The 18,493-nt window shown below is 72.3% G+C and carries 18 protein-coding genes and 1 tRNA gene; 8 read left to right on the top strand and 11 right to left on the bottom strand.

The window, feature by feature from the left end; all coding sequences use genetic code 11:
* Positions 1-66 precede the first annotated feature (66 nt).
* Complete coding sequence (corA, locus tag HCJ93_RS01740) at positions 67-1,062, top strand: magnesium/cobalt transporter CorA (protein WP_167990429.1); 996 nt, start codon at positions 67-69, stop codon at positions 1,060-1,062.
* Positions 1,063-1,091: 29 nt separating this feature from the next.
* Here the strand turns inward: corA and HCJ93_RS01735 are convergent, their stop codons facing one another.
* Positions 1,092-1,880, bottom strand: coding sequence for a ferritin-like domain-containing protein (locus HCJ93_RS01735; RefSeq protein ID WP_167990427.1), 789 nt, complete (start codon positions 1,878-1,880; stop codon positions 1,092-1,094).
* A 238-nt stretch (positions 1,881-2,118) separates the two neighbouring features.
* Positions 2,119-3,174 carry an LLM class F420-dependent oxidoreductase gene (locus HCJ93_RS01730; protein ID WP_167990425.1) on the bottom strand — a complete coding sequence of 352 codons (1,056 nt, stop codon included), beginning with the start codon at positions 3,172-3,174 and terminating at the stop codon, positions 2,119-2,121.
* A 650-nt stretch (positions 3,175-3,824) separates the two neighbouring features.
* Between HCJ93_RS01730 and HCJ93_RS01725 the strand changes: the two genes are divergently transcribed.
* Together HCJ93_RS01725 and HCJ93_RS01720 are read left to right on the top strand one after the other, a co-directional pair.
* Positions 3,825-4,811, top strand: a complete 987-nt coding sequence (locus tag HCJ93_RS01725; protein ID WP_167990423.1) for an aldo/keto reductase — start codon at positions 3,825-3,827, stop codon at positions 4,809-4,811.
* Positions 4,808-6,826 (top strand): ATP-dependent DNA helicase, encoded by a 2,019-nt coding sequence (locus tag HCJ93_RS01720; protein ID WP_167990422.1) that lies wholly within the window; start codon positions 4,808-4,810, stop codon positions 6,824-6,826. The genes HCJ93_RS01725 and HCJ93_RS01720 overlap by 4 nt, the downstream gene beginning before the upstream one ends.
* A 42-nt stretch (positions 6,827-6,868) precedes the next feature.
* Here HCJ93_RS01720 and HCJ93_RS01715 read toward each other — a convergent pair whose 3' ends face one another.
* The gene (locus HCJ93_RS01715; protein WP_167990420.1) at positions 6,869-7,627 is read right to left on the bottom strand and encodes a hypothetical protein; all 759 of its coding nucleotides are present in this window, start codon (positions 7,625-7,627) and stop codon (positions 6,869-6,871) included.
* Positions 7,628-7,674: 47 nt separating this feature from the next.
* On the opposite strand from HCJ93_RS01715, the gene HCJ93_RS01710 reads away from it, so the two are divergent.
* Positions 7,675-7,863, top strand: a complete 189-nt coding sequence (locus HCJ93_RS01710) for a DUF5703 family protein (RefSeq protein ID WP_167990418.1) — start codon at positions 7,675-7,677, stop codon at positions 7,861-7,863.
* 67 nt (positions 7,864-7,930) lie between these two features.
* On the opposite strand, the gene HCJ93_RS01705 is transcribed toward HCJ93_RS01710, so the two are convergent.
* From HCJ93_RS01705 to HCJ93_RS01695, 3 genes are all read right to left on the bottom strand, one after another.
* Entirely contained in the window at positions 7,931-8,662 is a 732-nt protein-coding gene (locus HCJ93_RS01705; RefSeq protein WP_167990416.1) for a chaplin, read from the bottom strand.
* 132 nt (positions 8,663-8,794) lie between these two features.
* Positions 8,795-9,028, bottom strand: a complete 234-nt coding sequence (gene chpH / locus HCJ93_RS01700) for a chaplin ChpH (protein ID WP_167990415.1) — start codon at positions 9,026-9,028, stop codon at positions 8,795-8,797.
* 147 nt (positions 9,029-9,175) lie between these two features.
* The gene (locus tag HCJ93_RS01695; protein ID WP_167990413.1) at positions 9,176-10,501 is read right to left on the bottom strand and encodes a M20/M25/M40 family metallo-hydrolase; all 1,326 of its coding nucleotides are present in this window, start codon (positions 10,499-10,501) and stop codon (positions 9,176-9,178) included.
* 194 nt (positions 10,502-10,695) lie between these two features.
* Between HCJ93_RS01695 and HCJ93_RS01690 the strand changes: the two genes are divergently transcribed.
* Together HCJ93_RS01690 and HCJ93_RS01685 are read left to right on the top strand one after the other, a co-directional pair.
* Positions 10,696-10,780, top strand: a tRNA-Leu gene (locus HCJ93_RS01690).
* Between the two features lie 88 nt (positions 10,781-10,868).
* Positions 10,869-11,240 carry a YchJ family protein gene (locus tag HCJ93_RS01685; protein WP_206316698.1) on the top strand — a complete coding sequence of 124 codons (372 nt, stop codon included), beginning with the start codon at positions 10,869-10,871 and terminating at the stop codon, positions 11,238-11,240.
* Between the two features lie 37 nt (positions 11,241-11,277).
* On the opposite strand, the gene HCJ93_RS01680 is transcribed toward HCJ93_RS01685, so the two are convergent.
* Complete coding sequence (locus HCJ93_RS01680) at positions 11,278-11,979, bottom strand: FadR/GntR family transcriptional regulator (protein WP_167990410.1); 702 nt, start codon at positions 11,977-11,979, stop codon at positions 11,278-11,280.
* Positions 11,980-12,118: 139 nt separating this feature from the next.
* Here HCJ93_RS01680 and HCJ93_RS01675 point away from each other — a divergent pair, with 139 nt between their 5' ends.
* Both HCJ93_RS01675 and HCJ93_RS01670 read left to right on the top strand, forming a co-directional pair.
* Positions 12,119-12,637, top strand: coding sequence for a gluconokinase (locus HCJ93_RS01675; protein ID WP_167990409.1), 519 nt, complete (start codon positions 12,119-12,121; stop codon positions 12,635-12,637).
* 85 nt (positions 12,638-12,722) lie between these two features.
* Positions 12,723-14,120, top strand: a complete 1,398-nt coding sequence (locus HCJ93_RS01670; RefSeq protein WP_167990408.1) for a GntP family permease — start codon at positions 12,723-12,725, stop codon at positions 14,118-14,120.
* Positions 14,121-14,219: 99 nt separating this feature from the next.
* Here HCJ93_RS01670 and HCJ93_RS01665 read toward each other — a convergent pair whose 3' ends face one another.
* From HCJ93_RS01665 to HCJ93_RS01650, 4 genes are all read right to left on the bottom strand, one after another.
* Entirely contained in the window at positions 14,220-14,846 is a 627-nt protein-coding gene (locus HCJ93_RS01665) for a cytochrome b/b6 domain-containing protein (RefSeq protein WP_167990406.1), read from the bottom strand.
* Complete coding sequence (locus tag HCJ93_RS01660) at positions 14,846-15,613, bottom strand: molybdopterin-dependent oxidoreductase (protein WP_309141290.1); 768 nt, start codon at positions 15,611-15,613, stop codon at positions 14,846-14,848. The genes HCJ93_RS01665 and HCJ93_RS01660 overlap by 1 nt, the downstream gene beginning before the upstream one ends.
* A gap of 120 nt (positions 15,614-15,733) precedes the next feature.
* Positions 15,734-17,275, bottom strand: coding sequence for an APC family permease (locus HCJ93_RS01655; RefSeq protein WP_167990404.1), 1,542 nt, complete (start codon positions 17,273-17,275; stop codon positions 15,734-15,736).
* Between the two features lie 63 nt (positions 17,276-17,338).
* Positions 17,339-18,289 carry a hypothetical protein gene (locus HCJ93_RS01650; RefSeq protein ID WP_167990402.1) on the bottom strand — a complete coding sequence of 317 codons (951 nt, stop codon included), beginning with the start codon at positions 18,287-18,289 and terminating at the stop codon, positions 17,339-17,341.
* Between the last annotated feature and the right edge of the window lie 204 nt (positions 18,290-18,493).

The raw sequence follows: 18,493 nt of genomic DNA, 5'->3' as shown, positions 1-18,493 counted from the left end.
TGCGCGGGAGCGGGGCGGGGTGGCGGCCGGGCCGAGGGTGCGGCCGGTGAGAGGAGCGGGTGCTTCGTGATCGTCGACTGTGCCGTCTACCGGCAGGGGCGCCGTGCGGAGGGGGACGGGGACTTCTCCTCCGCGCTCGCCGAGGCGCGGTCGGCGGGGGGCTTCGTGTGGATCGGGCTGCACGAGCCGGCCGAGGACGAGTTCGACGCGGTCTCGCAGGAGTTCGGCCTGCATCCGCTGGCCGTCGAGGACTCCCTCAAGGCGCATCAGCGGCCCAAGCTCGAGGTGTACGACGACTCGCTGTTCCTGGTGCTCAAGCCGGTCGTCTACGAGCCCCGGAGCGACACGGTGTCCTCCGGGGAGATCATGGTCTTCCTCGGTGACGCGTTCGTGGTGACGGTCCGGCACGGGGAGGGCGCGCCGCTCCGTGCGGTGCGCAAGCGGCTGGAGCAGGAGCCGGAGCTGCTGGGCAAGGGACCCACGGCCGTGCTGTACGCGATCGCCGACGCCACCGTCGACCACTATCTGGAGGTCGCCACCGAGCTGGGGACCGATCTGGAGGAGCTGGAGGCGGAGGTCTTCTCCCCGGACGGCGGTGGCTCGCGGCACACCGCCTCGCGGATCTACAACTTCAAGCGGCAGATCCTGGAGTTCCGGCGGGCGACGGGCCCGCTGACCCTGCCGATGAACCGGCTGGCGGGGGTGGGCGTCTCCGGGGTGAGCGTGCCGTTCGTGGCGGAGGAGGCCCGGCCGTTCTTCCGTGACGTGCACGACCACCTCACCCGGGTGAACGAGTCGGTGGAAGGGCTGGACCGGCTGGTGTCGGACATCCTGTCGGCGCATCTGGCGCAGATGAGCGTGCGGCAGAACGACGACATGCGGAAGATCTCGGCCTGGGCGGCGATGGCGGCGGTGCCGACGATGATCGCCGGGGTGTACGGCATGAACTTCGAGCACATGCCGGAGCTGCGGTGGGGGTGGTCGTATCCGGCGGTGATCGTGCTGATGGCCGGGCTGGAGGTGCTGCTGTTCCGGCTGTTCAAGAGCCGGGGGTGGCTGTAGGGGTGGCTGCGGGGGCCGCTTCGGGAGGGTCAGGCGAATTCCGGTTCGGGTCCTGCGGGGCCGCCGAGGGCGTTGCGGCGGGCCGGCATCCTGAGGGAGACCATGCGGCGCCATCCCGCGACGCGTTCGAAGAGGTACACCGCGCGGATGCCGAGGGCCAGGAGCGCGGCCCTGGGCCTGGACCAGCCGAGGATGCGGCCCATGTGGGCCATCACGGCGAGGCTGACGTCGCGGTAGATCCGGATCTCGGCGAGGGCGCAGTCGCGCAGGGTCCGCCGGATGGTACGGCCGTGTCCGGCGCGGGCGAAGCGGAGCAGTTCCTCGTGGCAGTAGGCGAGGTGGTTGTCCTCGTCGTTGGAGATCATCTTGACCGCCCGGCCCAGGTCGGGGTGGTCGGCGAAGTGCTTGCGCAGCAGCTGCATCTGCTCGGAGGCGCGCTGCTCGGTGACCCTGCTGTGGGCGAGGTAGGTGACGATGTCCTGGACGGTGAGGGGCTCGTCCCGCTTGAGCTTGTCGTGGGCCAGGCCGATGCCGCTCCGTTCGAGGAGCATGGTGTAGTCGGTCTCGGGCGGTACGGGGACGGGGTCCAGGCCGCGCTTCTTCATCAGGGCGTTGAAGATGCGGCCGTGCTTGTCCTCGTCGGCGCCGTGGCGGGTGATCCTGGGGGCCATCTCGCGTTCGGTCTCGGGGACGAGGGCGGCGATGCGGGCGTTCTCCCAGCCGCCCTGGGACTCGCCGCTGGCGGCGATGGAGCAGAACAGCGCGAAGGATTCGTCGTTGTCGAGGATCTCCTGGAACAGACTCCTGGCCGAAAGCAAGGGGACCAGCCACCTCTCCGCCGATGCGCAAGCCGGGCGAGGAACGAGTCAAATGCCCAGGGGGCGGGCACCGCAACAGGCGGGGCGGACAACTCCGTCGAATGGAGGAGGGGGTGGCGGCGCCGGGGCGTAACCGCGGGGGATCCCGGGCGTTGTACTGTCTGACGGCCGTGGCGGGGTGGGCCCCCGAGCCCCCACCACGGCCGTGGGGTTCTTCTGGTCGCTGTGGTGGCTGCGGCTATGCCAGCCCGGCGCGTTCCAGGGCCTCGGTGCCGGCGCGGAGGGAGGCGAGGCGCTCCTGGAGGGTGAAGCCGGCGGGGGCGAGGGTGAGGGTGGTGACTCCCGCTTCGGCGTAGGCCCTCATGCGGTCGGCGATGCGGTCGACCGAGCCGAGGAGCGTGGTCGAGTCGATGAGGTCGTGCGGGACGGCGGCCGCGGCGCCCTCCTTGTCGCCGGACAGGTACTTGTCCTGGATCTCGGCGGCTTCCTTCTCGTAGCCCATGCGCCGGGCGAGCTGGTTGTAGAAGTTCTGCTTGCGGCTGCCCATGCCGCCGACGTAGAGGGCGGTGTAGGGACGGAAGGTGTCGGCGAGGGTGGTGATGTCCTTGTCGTCGCCGGTGGCGAGCGGGACGGTGGGACAGATGTCGAAGCCCTCGAGGGTCTTGCCTGCCTTCTCGCGGCCCGCGCGGATGTGCTTGACGGCGGTCTCCTCGAGGTGGTCGGCGGAGGGGAAGATCAGCAGGGCGCCGTCGGCGATCTCGCCGGTCTGTTCGAGGTTCTTCGGGCCGATGGCGGCGATGTAGAGCGGGATGTGCTCACGCTGGGGGTGCACGGTGAGCTTGATGGGCTTGCCGGGGCCCCCGGGGAGGGGGAGCGTCCAGTGCTCGCCCTCGTAGGTGAGGCGCTCGCGGGTCATGGCCTTGCGGATGATCTCGACATACTCGCGGGTGCGGGCGAGGGGCTTGTCGAACTTGACGCCGTACCAGCCCTCGGAGACCTGGGGGCCGGAGACGCCGAGGCCGAGGCGGAAGCGGCCGCCGGAGAGGGAGTCGAGGGTGGCCGCGGTCATCGCGGTCATCGCGGGCTGGCGGGCGGGGATCTGGAAGATGGCCGAGCCGACGTCGATGCGGGTGGTCTGGGCGGCGACCCAGGCGAGGACGGTGGCGGCGTCGGAGCCGTAGGCCTCGGCGGCCCAGCAGACCGAGTAGCCGAGCCGGTCGGCTTCCTGCGCCACGGTGAGGTTGTCCGCGTCCATTCCGGCACCCCAGTAGCCGAGGTTGATCCCGAGCTGCATGGCCGTCTCCCCTTACCGATGAGTAACGTGGCTTGTGCGGGCAGCGTATACCGCCGACGGCCCGGCTGGGGTACGCGCTCGGCTGCGCCCGCTGCCCGGCGGGGGCACGCAGGGCCGGCGCGACTCGCCCAGGGCCGGCCCTCACCCCGGGCACCCAGGCGGCTCGGGGTCACTGACGGCGTGGGGGCCATCGCTCGGCACCCGCTCGCCGCGTCTCCGATCTCGCGCGGCCCTTCAGGCGCCTATCACTTGATGCGCATCTTGCTTGGACCGGTCCGTGAGGGGTGGCCGTGGAAGCGGTGAAAGAAGGCCACCGCCGCCGGTCACAGCAACACGCATCTGTCTCTCCATGAGTGGGAACGGAAGTGCCGCAATGCGCCGCCGCACCCACGTCCGGGGAGGAGCGCCCCGGACGACCCGACAGGCGGAGCCGTCTCCTACAAGCACCGCCGAGAATATGATCACAAATACGAAATTCTGCGCAGACAAGCCGGGCATTGGGCAGTTCGGCGGAGCGCCAGGGGCTTCACCGGGGCCGCAACGGAGGGGTGGCCGGGCCGCACGGTGTTGACGCACGCGCCTGCGGGAAGGGGAATTGGCTTGTCCACAGGCACCCACAGGCACGGTTCTGGCCAGTAATCTCGGCGTTCATGGAGCAGAGGCATCTCGGCCGCACCGGCCTGCGCGTGTCCCGGATCGGGCTCGGGACCCTGACCTGGGGTCGGGACACCGACGAGCACGACGCCGCGGACCTCCTGAAGACCTTCTGGGAAGCGGGCGGAACCCTCGTCGACACCGCGGACGTGTACGGCGACGGCGAGGCCGAGTACCTGCTCGGAAAGCTGATGGCCGGTCTGGTGCCCCGCAGGGACCTGGTGATCTCGACCAAGGCCGGCAGCGTCCCGGACCCCGACCGCCGTTTCAACGGCTCCCGCGGTCACCTGCTGTCCGCCCTGGACGCCTCCCTGGAAAGGCTCGGCACCGACCACGTCGACGTATGGCATGTGCATGCGTACGACCCGGCCACGCCCCTCGAGGAGACCCTCCAGGCCCTGGACATCGCCGTCGGCAGCGGCCGGGCCCGCTACGCCGGGGTCTCCAACTTCTGCGGCTGGCAGCTGGCCAAGGCCGGCACCTGGCAGCTGGCGGCGCCGGGCGCCCGGACCCGGCTGGCCAGCACCCAGATGGAGTACTCGCTGCTGCAGCGGGGCGTGGAGCGGGAGGTGCTCCCGGCCGCCATGGATCTCGGTATCGGGCTGCTCCCCTCCTCGCCGCTGGGGCGCGGCGTGCTGACCGGGAAGTACCGCAATGACGCGATGCCGCCGGACTCCAGGGGCGCCTCGGAGCATCTGGCTCCGTTCGTCGCCCCCTATCTGGACGAGACGGCCGGGCGGATCGTGGACGCCGTGGCGACCGCGGCGGACGGTCTGGCGGTGACCCCGCTGCAGGTGGCCCTCGCCTGGGTGCGCGACCGCCCCGGAGTGACCGCCCCCATCGTCGGCGCGCGCAACGCACAGCAGCTCACGGCGGCATTGTCAGTGGAGGCGCTTAGTCTTCCTGACGAGATCTGCCGGGCGCTGGACGACGTGTCGGCGCCCGTGCACCGGTATCCCGATCATGACTGGAGCACGCTGTGACCACGCCCGAGACTCCCGAGGACGCCGAGCCGGCCGAGGGTGAGCAGCTGTCGGAGGCCGAGGCCGAGCTGCGGGCCCAGCGGATCGAGCGGGAGCGCATCGAGCGGCGCAAGGCGGAGAAGGGGCGCATCGAGGCCGGCGCCAAGCTGAGCGGCAGAGCCGCCGATCTGCTGGCCGCGGTGCGGGCCGTGGAGAGCGGGGAGAAGCCGCCGGCCACGGTGTTCGAGGAACCCGCGCCCGCGCCCCGGCGTCCCGCGCCCGAGCCGGCGCGGCGGATGCCGGCGCCGACCGCCGGGGCCGAGGCCGCCCCGCAGGTCGTCGAGGCGGTGCGCGGGGTGCTCGCGGAGGGTGGCGCGCCCGAAGGGCTCGCCGTGCAGGCCGCCGAGGTGCTGGGCGAGGGCGCCGGGGAGCTGCTGCGCGCGGATCCGTGGCAGTTGCTGCGGGTCTTCGGGGTGCGGCCGGAGCAGGCGGACGCGTTCGCGCGGGCGCTGCTCGGCGGCGACGCGTCCCCGGGCGACGAGCGGCGGGGCCGGGCGGTCACCGTGTGGCTGCTGGAGCAGGCGGCGCTCGCCGGGCACACGGCGCTGGAGATGCCGGCGCTGGTCAGCGCGCTTCAGCGGCAGGGGGTCCCGGACGCGGACGGGGCGGTGCGCGGTGCCGTCTCCGAGGGGGACGTGCTGGTCTTCCAGGACGCCCTGGAGGCGCCCTCCGAAGGCGAGGAGGAGGTGCCGGTCCGGGTGCTGGTGGGGCTGGAGCGGTATGCGCTGGCCGAGGAGAGCCTCGCCGACGGGCTGGCCCGGCTGGTCGACTCCGTGCCGAAGCGGGACGGGTCCGCCGAGGAGTGGGAGTCGGCCGCCGCCGAGGCGGAGGGTTCGGCGGGTGAGCTGATCCGTGCCGTCGCCGGTCACGGGCTGGTGCTGCACACCGGTGGCGAGGCGGCGCGGGCCGAGCCGGCGGCGCTGCTGCGCACCGCTCACGGCATGGGGCTGCGGGCCTGGGCCGCCGTGCACAGCCCTCTGGGGCGGGCCCGGTTCGCGGCGCTGCTCGGCGAGGACGGACCGGGGGTGGCGACGGTGCCCGGGCTGCTGGCCGGGGCCGAGGGGCCCGGGCGGGACGCCGACGGGACGCTCGAGGTCGATCTGCTGGTGGTGCTGGACGCGCCACAGCTGGACGTGGAGGCGGCCGCGCTGCTGGCGGAGTCGCTGCCGGACGGCGCGCGGCTGGTGCTGTCCGGGGATCCGGGGATGCTGTGGTCGGTGGGGCCCGGGCGGGTGTTCGCCGATCTGCTGGCGGCGCGGGTGTGTCCGCAGATCGCCTCCCGGCGTCCGGATCCGGGGCCGCTCGGCGAGCTGGTCTCCGGTGTCGGCGCCGGGGAGCTGCTCCAGGTGGAGGCGCCCGGCAAGGAAGTGGTGATCGTGCCGGTGCGGGACGCGGGCGAGGCGGTGCACCGGACGGTGCAGCTGGTGGTGGACTCGGTGCCCCGCGCCCTGGGCGTGCCGGCCGAGGAGACGCAGGTGATCACGCCGGGCCACGGGGGCGCGGTGGGGACACGGGTGCTGAACGCCGCGCTGAAGGAACGGCTGAATCCCGGTCCTGGCCGGTTCGGCGGGTTCGATCCGGGCGACCGGGTGGCCTACTCCCCCGCTCCGGGGCGGATGCTGCCCGGCCGGGTGGTGAAGGCCGACGCCGCGGGTCTGCATCTGGACTGCGCCGGTGAGGAGATCGTGGTGCCGAAGGAGCGGGTGGAGCGCTCCGTGCGGCACGCCTGGGCGCTCACCGCGCACCAGGCAGTGGGCTGCCGCTGGCCCGCGGTGGTCGTGGTGCTGCCGGGGGACGCGGTGCCGGCGCTGAGCCGCCCGTGGGTGTACACGGCGTTCAGCCGGGCCGACCGGCATCTGTCCGTGGTGCACGGGGTGGAGCAGGCGCTGCCGAGGGCCGTGGCCGAGGTGCCGGCCAAGCCGCGGACCACGCGCCTGCCCCATCTGCTGGCCCCGCAGGTCGCCGCCACCGGCTGACCGGAGGACGTGGACGGTGGCCGCGGGCGGGCCACCGTCTCGTCAGCGGTCGGTGTCGAGGGGGTCCAGGTCCTCGTCCTCGTCCAGGGCCGCGTCGCCCACGCCGGATGCGTCCTCTTCCTCTTCCTCTTCCTCTTCCTCGTCTTCGTCGTCCTCGCCCTCGTCCTCGTCCTCGTCCTCGTCCTCGTCGAGGTCGTCCTCGTCCTCGTCGAAGACCGCGCTGACGTCGAAGCGGCACACCACCTGCTCCGGGTCCACCTGCTCGAAGGGGGCCTCCAGCCACTCCCCCGGCTCCGGCGGGTCGTCCGACGCCGTGACCCAGAGGGTGGAGTCGCCCTCCTCGAGACCGAACTCCTTGTGCCGGGAGGCGATCTCGTCCGGCTCGAACTCGCCGAAGAGGATGCCGAGCGCACCGTGCACGGTGCTGGAGGCCTGGGTGGGCTCGCCCTCGTCCGCCGCCTCGATCCGCTGGGCGTGGGCCAGCAGCCGCTTGGGCTGCGCGACGGTGTAGTCGCGGCGGATCAGCACGCTGAGGGCGTTCGGCTCCTCGGGGCCGGTGTAGGGCGGCAGCGCGCCGTCCCCGCCGGGGATCTCGAAGGGGGTGACCTCGTCGTAGCGGTCGTAGAGCAGTTCGTCGTACGCCTCCGCGGCCGCGGCCAGCTGGTTGAACGCCTCGTAGACGGCCGGGTCGTCGTCCCCCGACCTGCGTTCGACCGCGGCAAGGTGGCGGTCGAGCGCGGTCTTGACCGCCTCGGCGGCGGCGCGTACCTCGGCAGCGGTGGGCTGCGCAGCATCAGACATAGTGCAGACGCTATCCGTACCGGGCCCCGGACCGCACAATAGATGCGATGCCGGAATACGAATTTGTCGACGTGTACGTGCCGCGCGGGGTCTCCCGCAAGGAGACGACTCGTCTGCTGACGGACCATGCCGAGTACGGTCACTGGGAGTTGTACCGCCTGACCCTGTTGCGGGACGGCAGTCGCAGGGTGCGGCTGAGACGGCGGATCATCCGCCAGGTGCGCGCCACCTGGTGAGACCAGGGGCCCGCAGCGTCGCCGCGGGCCCCTGACGTGTGCCCGGAAGCACCGGGGCGTGCCCCGGTCAGCGGGCCGTGCGTGCCTTGCGGTAGAGGATGGCGCCGCCGAGCAGCGCGCCGGCCCCGAGCGGCAGGGCGAGGCCGACCGGCAGGTCGCTGCCGGTGTGGGCCAGCTGGGTCTCGGCCGCGGGCTGGATGTCGGCGCGGGAGGCCGGCTGGTCGCCGCCCTCCGGTGAGCGCCCGGTGTCGTCCGGGGTGGACGGGGTGCCGGGGGCGGACGGACCGTCCGGCCGGCCGGGGCGCTCCGGCTCCTCGGGGCTGCCCGGCTCGCCGGGCTGTCCGGGCGTGCCGGGGGAGTCGTTCGCGCAGCCGTTGCCCTCGGCGGTGTTGCCGGCGCCGAGGACGTCGATGGTGTTGCCGCAGACGTTCACCGGGACGTGGACGGGTGCCTGCACCTGATTGCCGGAGGCGACACCGGGCGAGCCGGCGGCCTTGCCGTCCGCGTGCGCGCCGCCGTGTGCTCCGGAGCCGCCGTTGCCGTCTGCCGCGGAGCCCCCCTCGTTGACGCAGACGTTGCCCATGGCCGGGTTGAGGATCCCGCCGACGTTGACGGTGTTGCCGCAGACGTTGACCGGAACGTCCACCGGTGCCTGCACGGAGTTGCCGGAGAGCACGCCGGGCGAGCCGGAGGCGGTGCCGTGTGCTCCGGAGTCCGCATGGGCGGCCCCTCCCGCGGCGGCGATGACCCCGGTCGCGGCCGCCACGGTCATCAGTCCCTTGCGGGTGACCTGTCGCATAGTCGATGTCCCTGTCTTCGGAAAGTTCCCACGTTCGTCAAGACCGGTCGGCCCCGGAGCGCATGGCGCGCGTTCCGGGGCCGACGGGTTCAGAACCCTGAAATGACTCGCCCTAACGGGCGGTGCACAGGGTCACAGGTTGGCGCAGGTGTTGCCGAAGGCGGGGTTCAGCAGCCCGATCACGGAGACCGTGTTGCCGCAGACGTTCACGGGGACGTGGATCGGGGCCTGGATCACGTTGCCGGACAGGACGCCCGGGGAGTGCACAGCGGCACCCTGGGCACCGGAGTCCGCAGCGGCCATGCCCGCGCCCGCGAGAACCAGCCCACCGGTGGCAGCCGCGACAGCGACGACCTTCTTGATCATTATTCCTCCTTGTTGGCAATGCGACCCCAAGTTGCGGATCACACCGGGAATAACGAAGGAGGGGTAATGAGGCTACGAGCTTATGGTCGCATTCACCCGTACCGGTCAACTCCGGACATCTGCCCGATTACTGGAGGTGTCCGCGGGTCATGAGGCGTCCAGGAACCGGTCGAGGACGCGGACGCCGAACTTGAGACCGTCAACCGGCACCCGCTCGTCCACGCCGTGGAACATCCCGGCGAAGTCCAGCTCCGGGGGCAGTTTCAGCGGGGCGAAGCCGAAGCAGCGGATGCCGAGATCGTCGAAGGACTTGGCGTCGGTGCCGCCGGAGAGCATGTAGGGCACGGCACGTGCGATCGGGTCCTCGGCGCGCAGGGCGGTCTGCATGGCGTCGACCAGCCTGCCGTCGAAGTCGGTCTCCAGCGCCTTGTCGGCGTGCACGTCCTCCCGCTTCACCCGCGGGCCGAGGATGCGGTCGAGGTCGGCGAGGAACTCCTCCTCGTAGCCGGGCAGGAAGCGGCCGTCGACGTGGGCGGTGGCCTGTCCGGGGATGACGTTGACCTTGTAGCCGGCTCCGAGCATGGTGGGCGCCGCCGAGTTGCGCAGCGTGGTGCCGATCATCCGGGCGATGCCGCCGAGCTTGGCGAGCGTCTCGTCCATGTTCTCCGGGTCGAGCTCGGTGCCGAGCGCGTCGGACAGCTCGTCCAGGAAGGCCCGCACGGTCTTGGTGACGCGCACCGGCCAGGTGTGCCGGCCCAGGCGGGCGACGGCCTCGCACAGCTCGGTGATGGCGTTGTCGGTGTTGGTCATCGAGCCGTGCCCCGCGGTGCCCTCGACGGTGAGCCGCATCCAGTGCATGCCCTTCTCGGCGGTCTCCACCAGGTACAGGCGCAGCTGCTCGTTGACGGTGAAGGAGAAGCCGCCGACCTCGCCGATGCCCTCGGTGACGCCCTCGAAGAGCTCCGGGTGCTCGCGCACCAGGTACTTGGCGCCGTAGGTGCCGCCGGCCTCCTCGTCGGCGAGGAAGGCGAGCACGATGTCGCGCGGGGGCTTGCGGCCGCTGCGCAGCCGGTCGCGGACGACCGCGAGGGTCATCGCGTCCATGTCCTTCATGTCGACGGCGCCGCGTCCCCATACGCAGCCGTCGGCGATCTCCCCGGAGAACGGATGGTGGGTCCAGTCGTCGGCGTCGGCCGGGACGACGTCGGTGTGGCCGTGGATGAGCAGCGCGGGCCGGGAGGGGTCCTCGCCCTCGATCCGGGCCACCGTGGAGGCGCGCCCCGGGTGGGACTCGATGATCTGGGGTTCGAGCCCGACCTCGGCGAGCTTCTCGGCGACGTACTCGGCCGCCTTGCGCTCACCGGGGCCGGAGTGGTCGCCGTAGTTGCTGGTGTCGATCCGGATCAGCTCGCGGCAGAGGTCCACGACCTCGTCCTCACCGGTGACGCTCCTGGCCGTGTCCGTCTCGCTCACGTGCTTCCTCCCGCTGTCACTGCTGGTGGGCTGTGGGTGCTCCCCACATCCTCTCCCCGCGCCGCCCGGCGCCCAAGCCCCGGCCCGGGCGCGGCGACCGGGGTCTTCGGGCCCGGGGGTGATCGGGCCACCGGGGAACACCTGGTAATGTTTACGTCGTCGCCGCGGGGGGAAACCCGCGCGACAGACACCTTGTCCGGGTGGCGGAATGGCAGACGCGCTAGCTTGAGGTGCTAGTGCCCTTTATCGGGCGTGGGGGTTCAAGTCCCCCCTCGGACACATGAGACGAGGGCCGCGACCGCGAAGGTCGCGGCCCTCGCGCGTTGCAGGCATTGCAGGCGAGGCGAGCGTGCCGCGGAGGGTGATCATGACCACGCGTTCCTGTCCGTGCGGGCTGCCCGCGGCGTACGAGGAGTGCTGCGGCCGGTACCACGCCGGGGCGGCGGCGCCGACCGCCGAGCTGCTGATGCGCTCGCGCTACAGCGCCTTCGTCCGGCGGGACGCCGGCCATCTGCTGCGGACCTGGCATCCGCGCACCCGGCCCGAGCGGATCGGCTTCGACCCGGGGATGCGCTGGACGGGTCTGGAGATCCTCGGGACGACGGACGGGTCCGCGTTCCACAGCACCGGGACCGTCACCTTCCGGGCGTTCTACCGGGGCGGCTCGCTGCACGAGCGCAGCCGGTTCGAGCGGGTGGACGGCGCCTGGGTCTACGTCGACGGGGATGTCCTGAGCTGACCCCGGACACCTCGAGCCGACCCCGGACACCGGGCGCCTACGGCGCCAGGATGTCCAGCTCCTGGAGCGCGCCCTCGGTGATCTCGCGGGTCAGGCGCTCCGCGCGCTCGGCGTCACGTGCGCGGACCGCCTCGGCGACCTGGACGTGCAGGGTGACGGCGGCCGGGTCGGGGTCGGGGAACATCACGTCGTGGTGGGTGCGGCCGGCCAGGACCTCGGCGACGACGTCGCCGAGCCGGGCGAACATCTCGTTGCCGGACGCGGTGAGGATGACGCGGTGGAAGGCCACGTCGTGGAAGAGGTAGCCCTCCAGCTTGTGGCCGCGTGAGTGGGCGACCATGCCGAGCGCGGCCTCGGTGAGTTCGGCGCACTGCTCGGCGGTGGCGTTCTCGGCGGCGAGCCGGGCGGCGACCGGTTCGACGGCGGAGCGCAGCACGGTGAGGGAGCGCAGCTGGCGGGGGCGGTCGGCGCCGGCCAGGCGCCAGCGGATGACCTGAGGGTCGTAGACGTTCCACTCGCAGGCCGGAAGGACGGTCACGCCCACCCGCCGCCGGGACTCGACCAGGTGCATGGACTCCAGTACGCGCACCGCCTCGCGCATCACGGAGCGTGACACGTCGAAACGCTGAGCCAGCTCGTCGGTGCGCAGAACGCTGCCCGGGGGGTACGTGCCCGCCGTGATCTCGGGGCCGAGGGTGTCCAGTACACGGCCGTGCAGCCCCCGGCCCGTGGTGCTCATGCACTCAGAGTACGAGGCGGATCACGGAATCAAAAAGTCAGACTTATTTGTCACAGGCTCTTGAATTCGTCGTACCTAATAGGTTTCAGTGTGCGTCGACATCACGTGTCGACGAAGACAGCGGACAGTGAGGCAGCGGATGAACACCCCCCATGTCGTCGTGGTCATGGGCGTCGCGGGCACCGGCAAGACCACCATCGGTCCTCTGCTCGCCGCCCGGCTCGGCGTCCCGTACGCCGAGGGCGACGACTTCCACCCGCGGGCCAACATCGCCAAGATGTCGGCCGGCACCCCGCTCACCGACGAGGACCGGTGGCCGTGGCTGGACGCCATCGGCGACTGGGCACAGGGACGGGCCGGGCTCGGCGGGGTGGTCAGCTGCTCGGCGCTGAAGCGGTCGTACCGCGACCGGCTGCGCAGTGCCGCACCGGGCGTGGTCTTCCTGCATCTCACGGGTGACCGCGCGCTGATCGAGGACCGGATGTCGCACCGGAAGGGCCACTTCATGCCCACGGCGCTGCTCGACTCCCAGTTCGCCACGCTCCAGCCCCTGGAGCGGGACGAGACCGGAGTCGCCGTGGATGTGACGGGCAGCCCGGAGGAGATCACCGCGCGGGCGGTCGCCGCCCTCGCCGAACTCCCCGAGCCGGCCGCATGAGCCCGGCCGGCCGCTTATCCCCGGGGTGCTCCCCCACCACCCCGGACTCCTCCCCCCGACTCCCCGTACCTGCAAGGGATCCACCGTGACCAGACTCAGCGCCGAGATGCTGGCAGCGGACGCACCCGAGCCGATCACCTCGGCCGGCCACGCTCAGCTGGGCATCGCCGTCCTGGCGGGCATCGCCGTCATCGTCCTGCTCATCACCAAGTCCAAGCTGCACGCCTTCCTGGCGCTGACCATCGGGTCACTGGCACTCGGCGCGTTCGCCGGGGCGCCCCTGGACAAGGTCATCACCAGTTTCAGCACCGGGCTCGGCTCCACCGTCGCCGGTGTCGGCGTCCTGATCGCGCTCGGCGCGATCCTCGGCAAGATGCTCGCCGACTCGGGCGGCGCCGACGAGATCGTGGACACCATCCTCGCCAAGGCGGGCGGGCGTTCCATGCCCTGGGCGATGGTGCTGATCGCCTCGGTGATCGGTCTGCCGCTCTTCTTCGAGGTCGGCGTCGTCCTGCTGATCCCGGTCGTGCTGATGGTCGCCAAGCGCGGCAACTACTCGCTGATGCGCATCGGCATCCCGGCGCTCGCCGGTCTGTCGGTGATGCACGGGCTCGTTCCGCCGCACCCCGGTCCGCTGGTCGCCATCGACGCGGTGAACGCCGACCTGGGTGTCACCCTGGCCCTGGGCGTGCTGGTCGCCATCCCGACCGTGATCATCGCCGGACCGGTCTTCTCGAAGTACGCCGCCCGCTGGGTGGACGTGCCGGCGCCCGAGCGGATGATCCCGCAGCGTGCCTCGGAGGACCTGGAGCGGCGGCCGGGCTTCGGCCCGACCCTGTTCACCATCCTGCTGCCGGTCGTGCTGATGCTCGCCAAGGCGCTGGTGGACATCGTGATCGACGACCCGGAGAACACCGTCCAGCGGATCTTCGACGTCATCGGCTCCCCGCTGATCGCCCTGCTCTCGGCGGTGCTGGTCGGCATCTTCACGCTGCTGCGCCCGGCCGGCTTCGGCAAGGAGCGCCTGTCGCCGCTGGTCGAGAAGAGCCTCGCCCCCATCGCGGGCATCCTGCTGATCGTCGGCGCGGGCGGCGGTTTCAAGCAGACGCTGATCGACACCGGCGTGGGCCAGATGGTCCTGGAGATCTCCGAGGACTGGTCGATCCCCGCACTGCTGCTGGCCTGGCTGATCGCGGTGGCGATCCGGCTGGCGACCGGTTCGGCGACCGTGGCGACCGTCTCGGCGGCCGGTCTGGTGGCGCCGCTGGCGGCCGACATGTCCACCACCCACGCGGCCCTGCTGGTCCTCGCGATCGGCGCCGGCTCGCTCTTCTTCAGCCATGTCAACGACGCCGGGTTCTGGCTGGTGAAGGAGTACTTCGGGCTCAGCGTCGGCCAGAACATCAAGACCTGGTCCGTGATGGAGACGATCATCTCGGTGGTCGCCGGAGGGATCGTGCTGCTGCTGTCCCTGCTCATATAGCGGCTCATACAGCGGCGGCCGGACAGCTCTGCGAGGACCTCAGGCACACCCGCCCGGCCGTGGCGGCAGCCGTCGCGCTGCCCCGCGGCCGGGCGTCGTTCATGGCCGCCACAGCGGGTGCTCGCGCCGCGCCCACTCCCGGCTGACGAAGCCGGTGCGCAGGCCGCGGCGGGCCTCCGGGTCGGCCAGCGCCATGCCGATGTGCCCGGCGAGGACGATGCCGATGGTGAGCGCCAGCCAGTCGTGCACGAAGGTCGCGCTGGTGCGCCACATCAGCGGGGTCAGGTGGGTGAACCACATCATCAGGCCGGTGCCCAGCATCACCAGCGTGGCTCCGGCGATCCAGGCGGCGTAGAGCTTCTGACCGGCGTTGAACTTGCCGGCCGGGCGGGCGGAGGGGCGTTTGTCGCGGCGCAGCGCGGCGCGCAGCCAGGCGCGGTCGTGCGGGCCGAAGCGGTCGAGGCGGCGCAGGTCGGCGCGGAAGGCGCGGGAGGCGAGCCCCGCGAGGAAGGGCAGCGGCAGGGCGAGCCCGGACCACTCGTGCACGGTGACCACCAGGGCCCGGCGGCCCACGAGCTGGGCGAGCTGCGGAACGTACAGGCAGGCGGCGGTGAAGACGCACAGGCCCGTCAGGGCGGCCGTGGTGCGGTGCACCCACTTCTGTGCGGGGCCGAAGCGCCGTACGGTCGCGGGGGCGGCGGGCGGTGCGTCGGTCCGGGGGCTCATCATCCGCTCGTGGGCTCGTCGTCGCGTCCGTTGGAGCGGCCGACCCAGGCGTCGATGTCGTAGCCGCGTCCCTCCCAGTAGCCGGGCACGACCTTGTCGGTGACGGTGATGCCGGAGAGCCACTTCGCGGACTTGTAGAAGTACATGGGCGCCACGTAGAGGCGGACGGGACCGCCGTGGGCGTGGCCGATCTCCTCGTCCTGCATCCGCAGGGCGACCAGCACGTCGGCCCGGCGGGCCTGGCCGAGGGTGAGGCTCTCGGAGTAGGCGCCGTCGAAGCAGGTGAAGCGCACCGCCTTCGCCTCCGGGCGTATTCCGGCCGCGTCGAGCAGCGCCGACAGCCGTACGCCCTCGAACGGGGTGTCGGGCACTCGCCAGCCGGTGACGCACTGGACGTCCCGGACCAGGCGGGTCTGCGGCAGGGCCCGGAGGTCGGCCAGGGTGTAGGCGGCGGGGCGGTCGACCAGGCCGCCGACGGTGAGGCGGTAGTCGGCGGGGCTCTTGCGGGGCACCGAGGAGGTGACGGAGTAGTAGCGGAAGCCACCGCCGTTGGGGAGCAGGTCGGTCAGGCCTGTGGGGTCCTTGTCGGAGGCCGCGGCGAGGAAGGACTCCAGGCCGCGCTGGAGCGGCGGCGCGGCGAGCACGCCCAGGGCGCCGAGGCCGAGGGTGCCGAGCACCACGCGGCGGCCGACCGGCCTGCCGCGGGCGTCGGGCTCGTCCCGGTCCTGGTCCCGGTCCTGGTCGTCGGGTGGCGGTGCGGGGTTCACCTCGTCGGCGGAGTTCACCTGTTCATTCGAGCACCCGCGTCCCCTCGTCGGCCAGGGATCGCGGGTGCTCGTCAGGATTCCGTAAGCGCCGAGAGCCGCCGGCGGCCGGCGGCAGCCTGCCTACTGGGTGCTCCCGGCCGCCTTCTCCAGCTGGAACGCCTCGTTGCCGAGGCCGATCCGGGCGTGGGTCCCGGGGGCGTGGCGGCGCAGGACCAGGCCCTGGACCAGGCCGGCGAGCAGGGCGAGGCCGATGACGCCGGGCAGGATCCAGCGCAGCGAGGAGTCGGGGCCCGCGCCGACCAGGACGTCGAAGTCCTTGACGGTGTAGCCGGCGATCGCGACCAGGGCGAGGCCGGCCAGGCCGGAGGTGACCAGCCGCCAGGCCTGGGCTCCGGCGGCGCCCCGACGGACGAAGAAGGTGACCACGGACAGGGAGGCGAGGGCCATCAGCACGATCACGCCGAGGGCCCCGATGTTGCCGCCCCAGGTGAACAGGTGGAGCACGGGCGCGGTGGGGTCGCCGACGGGCTTGTCGTCGGTGAGCGCGAAGGCCAGGACGAGGACGGTGGCGATGACGGTCTGCAGCAGCGAACCGGTGCCGGGGGCGCCGCTGCCGCCGCTGGTGCGGCCGAAGGCCGCGGGCAGCAGGCCCTCGCGCCCCATGGCGAAGGCGTAGCGGGCGACCACGTTGTGGAAGCTGAGCATGGCCGCGAACATGCCGGTGACGAAGAGGATGTGCAGTGCGTCGGTGAAGGTCGCGCCGAGCCGGGCCTCGGTGAGGAAGAACAGCAGTCCCGCGCTGTGCTCGCGGGAGGCGGCGACGACGCCCGACGGGCCGGTGGCGACGGTGAGCGCCCAGCTGCTGATGGCGAAGAAGACGGCGACGCCGGTGACGGCGAGGAACATCACGCGGGGCACCAGGACGTGCGGCCGGTTGGTCTCCTCGGCGTAGACGGGGGCCTGCTCGAAGCCGAGGAAGGCGGCGATGCAGAAGCACAGCGCGGTGCCGACGCCGGCGCCGGTGAGGGTGCCGGGGTCGAAGGCGTGCAGGGACAGGCCCTCCCTGGCGGGGTCGGCGACGGCGGCGACGTCGAAGACGACCACCAGCAGGACCTCGATGACCAGCAGCACGCCGAGGAGGCGGGCGTTGACGTCGATCTTCAGCCAGCCGAGCACGCCGACGGCGAGCACGGCGGCGAGCGCCGGTATCCACCAGGCCACCTCGAGGTCGGCGTAGGTGGCGAAGAGCCCGGAGACCTCGAAGCCGAAGATGCCGTAGATGCCGACCTGGAGGGAGTTGTAGGCGACGAGGGCGACCATGGCGGCGCCGGCTCCCGCGGTGCCGCCGAGGCCGCGGGAGATGTAGGCGTAGAAGGCGCCGGCGTTGTGCACGTGCCGGCTCATCTCGGCGTAGCCGAGGCTGAACAGCACCAGCACGGTGCCGAGCACCACGAAGAGCAGCGGCTGGCCGATGATGCCCATCACCGCGAATGTTGTGGGCATGACACCGGCGACGACCATCAGCGGGGCGGTCGCCGCGAGGACGGAGAGCAGCAGGCCCCCCGTGCCGAGGCGGTCGGCGCGCAGTGCGCGCTCCTGCCCCTTGAAGGTGCTGATGCCCTCGGCTGTGGCTCTGCTGGTGCTCGAACTGTCCGTCGTCATCGGGAGTCCGTCCTTGGGTCGGTTACGGGGGCTTGGGTCGGCTACGGGGCAGGGGGTGCGGGGCTAGCTCGCGCCGAGGACCGTCGCCCGGGCGGTGCGGAAGGCGGTCAGCGGATCGCGGTCGGGGTAGGACCAGGGGGCCGGGGTGGCGTGCTCGCCGATGCGGTGGAACAGGGCGGCGGCCTCGGCTCCCCGCCCCTCGCACACCTTGGCGTGGGCGAGGAAGTTGAGGTCGATCAGCCGGCGCGGGTGGTCCTCGTGCTCCCACTCGAGCCACCAGTCGAAGGCGGCCTTCATCACCTGCCGGGCGCGGCGGTCCGCCCAGTGGCCGGAGGCGGCCGGGTCGGCGGGCTCGTGCCCGGCGGCGGCGAGGGCTCGGTAGCGCTCGGCGTGGGCGATGACGGGGAGGACCGCCAGCGGCGAGTCGGCGGGGGCCTGCTCGGCGGCCCAGCCGGCGAAGTCGTAGACCTCGTGCAGCGGGTCCCGCCCGGCGTCCACCCGGCGCTCGGCGAGCCAGGCGACCATCAGGTGGTGGGCGTGGTGGTGGTCGGGGTGGCGGGTGCGGACCTGCTCGAAGAGCCGGACCACGTCGCCGTCGGCCCCCTGGGCACACTCCAGCAGGAGCAGGCCGAGCCAGGGGGTGGGATCGGCCGGGACGAGTCCGGCCGCGCGGTGGCAGGCCTCGCGGGCGCGCGCGGGCTTCTCCTTGCCGCGTAAGGCGCTGCGGACCTGGGCGAGGGCGAGCAGCACGGCGGCGTCGGCGGACTCCGGTTCGGCGAGCAGCCAGTCACGCGCCCAGGCGGCGCAGTAGGACTCGGCGGCCAGGACGGTGATGCGGTGGCCGCGCCGGTCCCAGTCGTCCCCCGTGTGGACCAGCAGCGAGCGGGTCTGCTGCCAGCGCCCCTGGGCCAGTGCGGCTCGGGCGGTGACGAGCTCGGCGTCGTCGAGGGCCTCGTCGAAGGACTGCGCCGCACGTCTGCGACCACGGCCGAGGGGAGGCGGGGGTGGGGGCACCGCGGGACTTCCTCACGCGCTCTTCTGGTGGCTCGGTCCACGGCGGCGGTCGGTCGGCAGTGGTCGGCTGCCGTCCGCCATGGACTGATCACGGACAGCAAACCGGCAGCCAACGGTGGCCGTCAAGGGCACCTCCGTTGTTACACGCGTCAACTCCTGTGACTGGCGGGACTGTTGTGGCGCACTCCGCCGCACATCCTCATG

The sequence above is a fragment of the Streptomyces composti genome, from assembly GCF_012034205.1.
GTDB lineage: Bacteria > Actinomycetota > Actinomycetes > Streptomycetales > Streptomycetaceae > Streptomyces > Streptomyces composti.
This window is presented reverse-complemented; position numbering and strand designations above follow the sequence as displayed.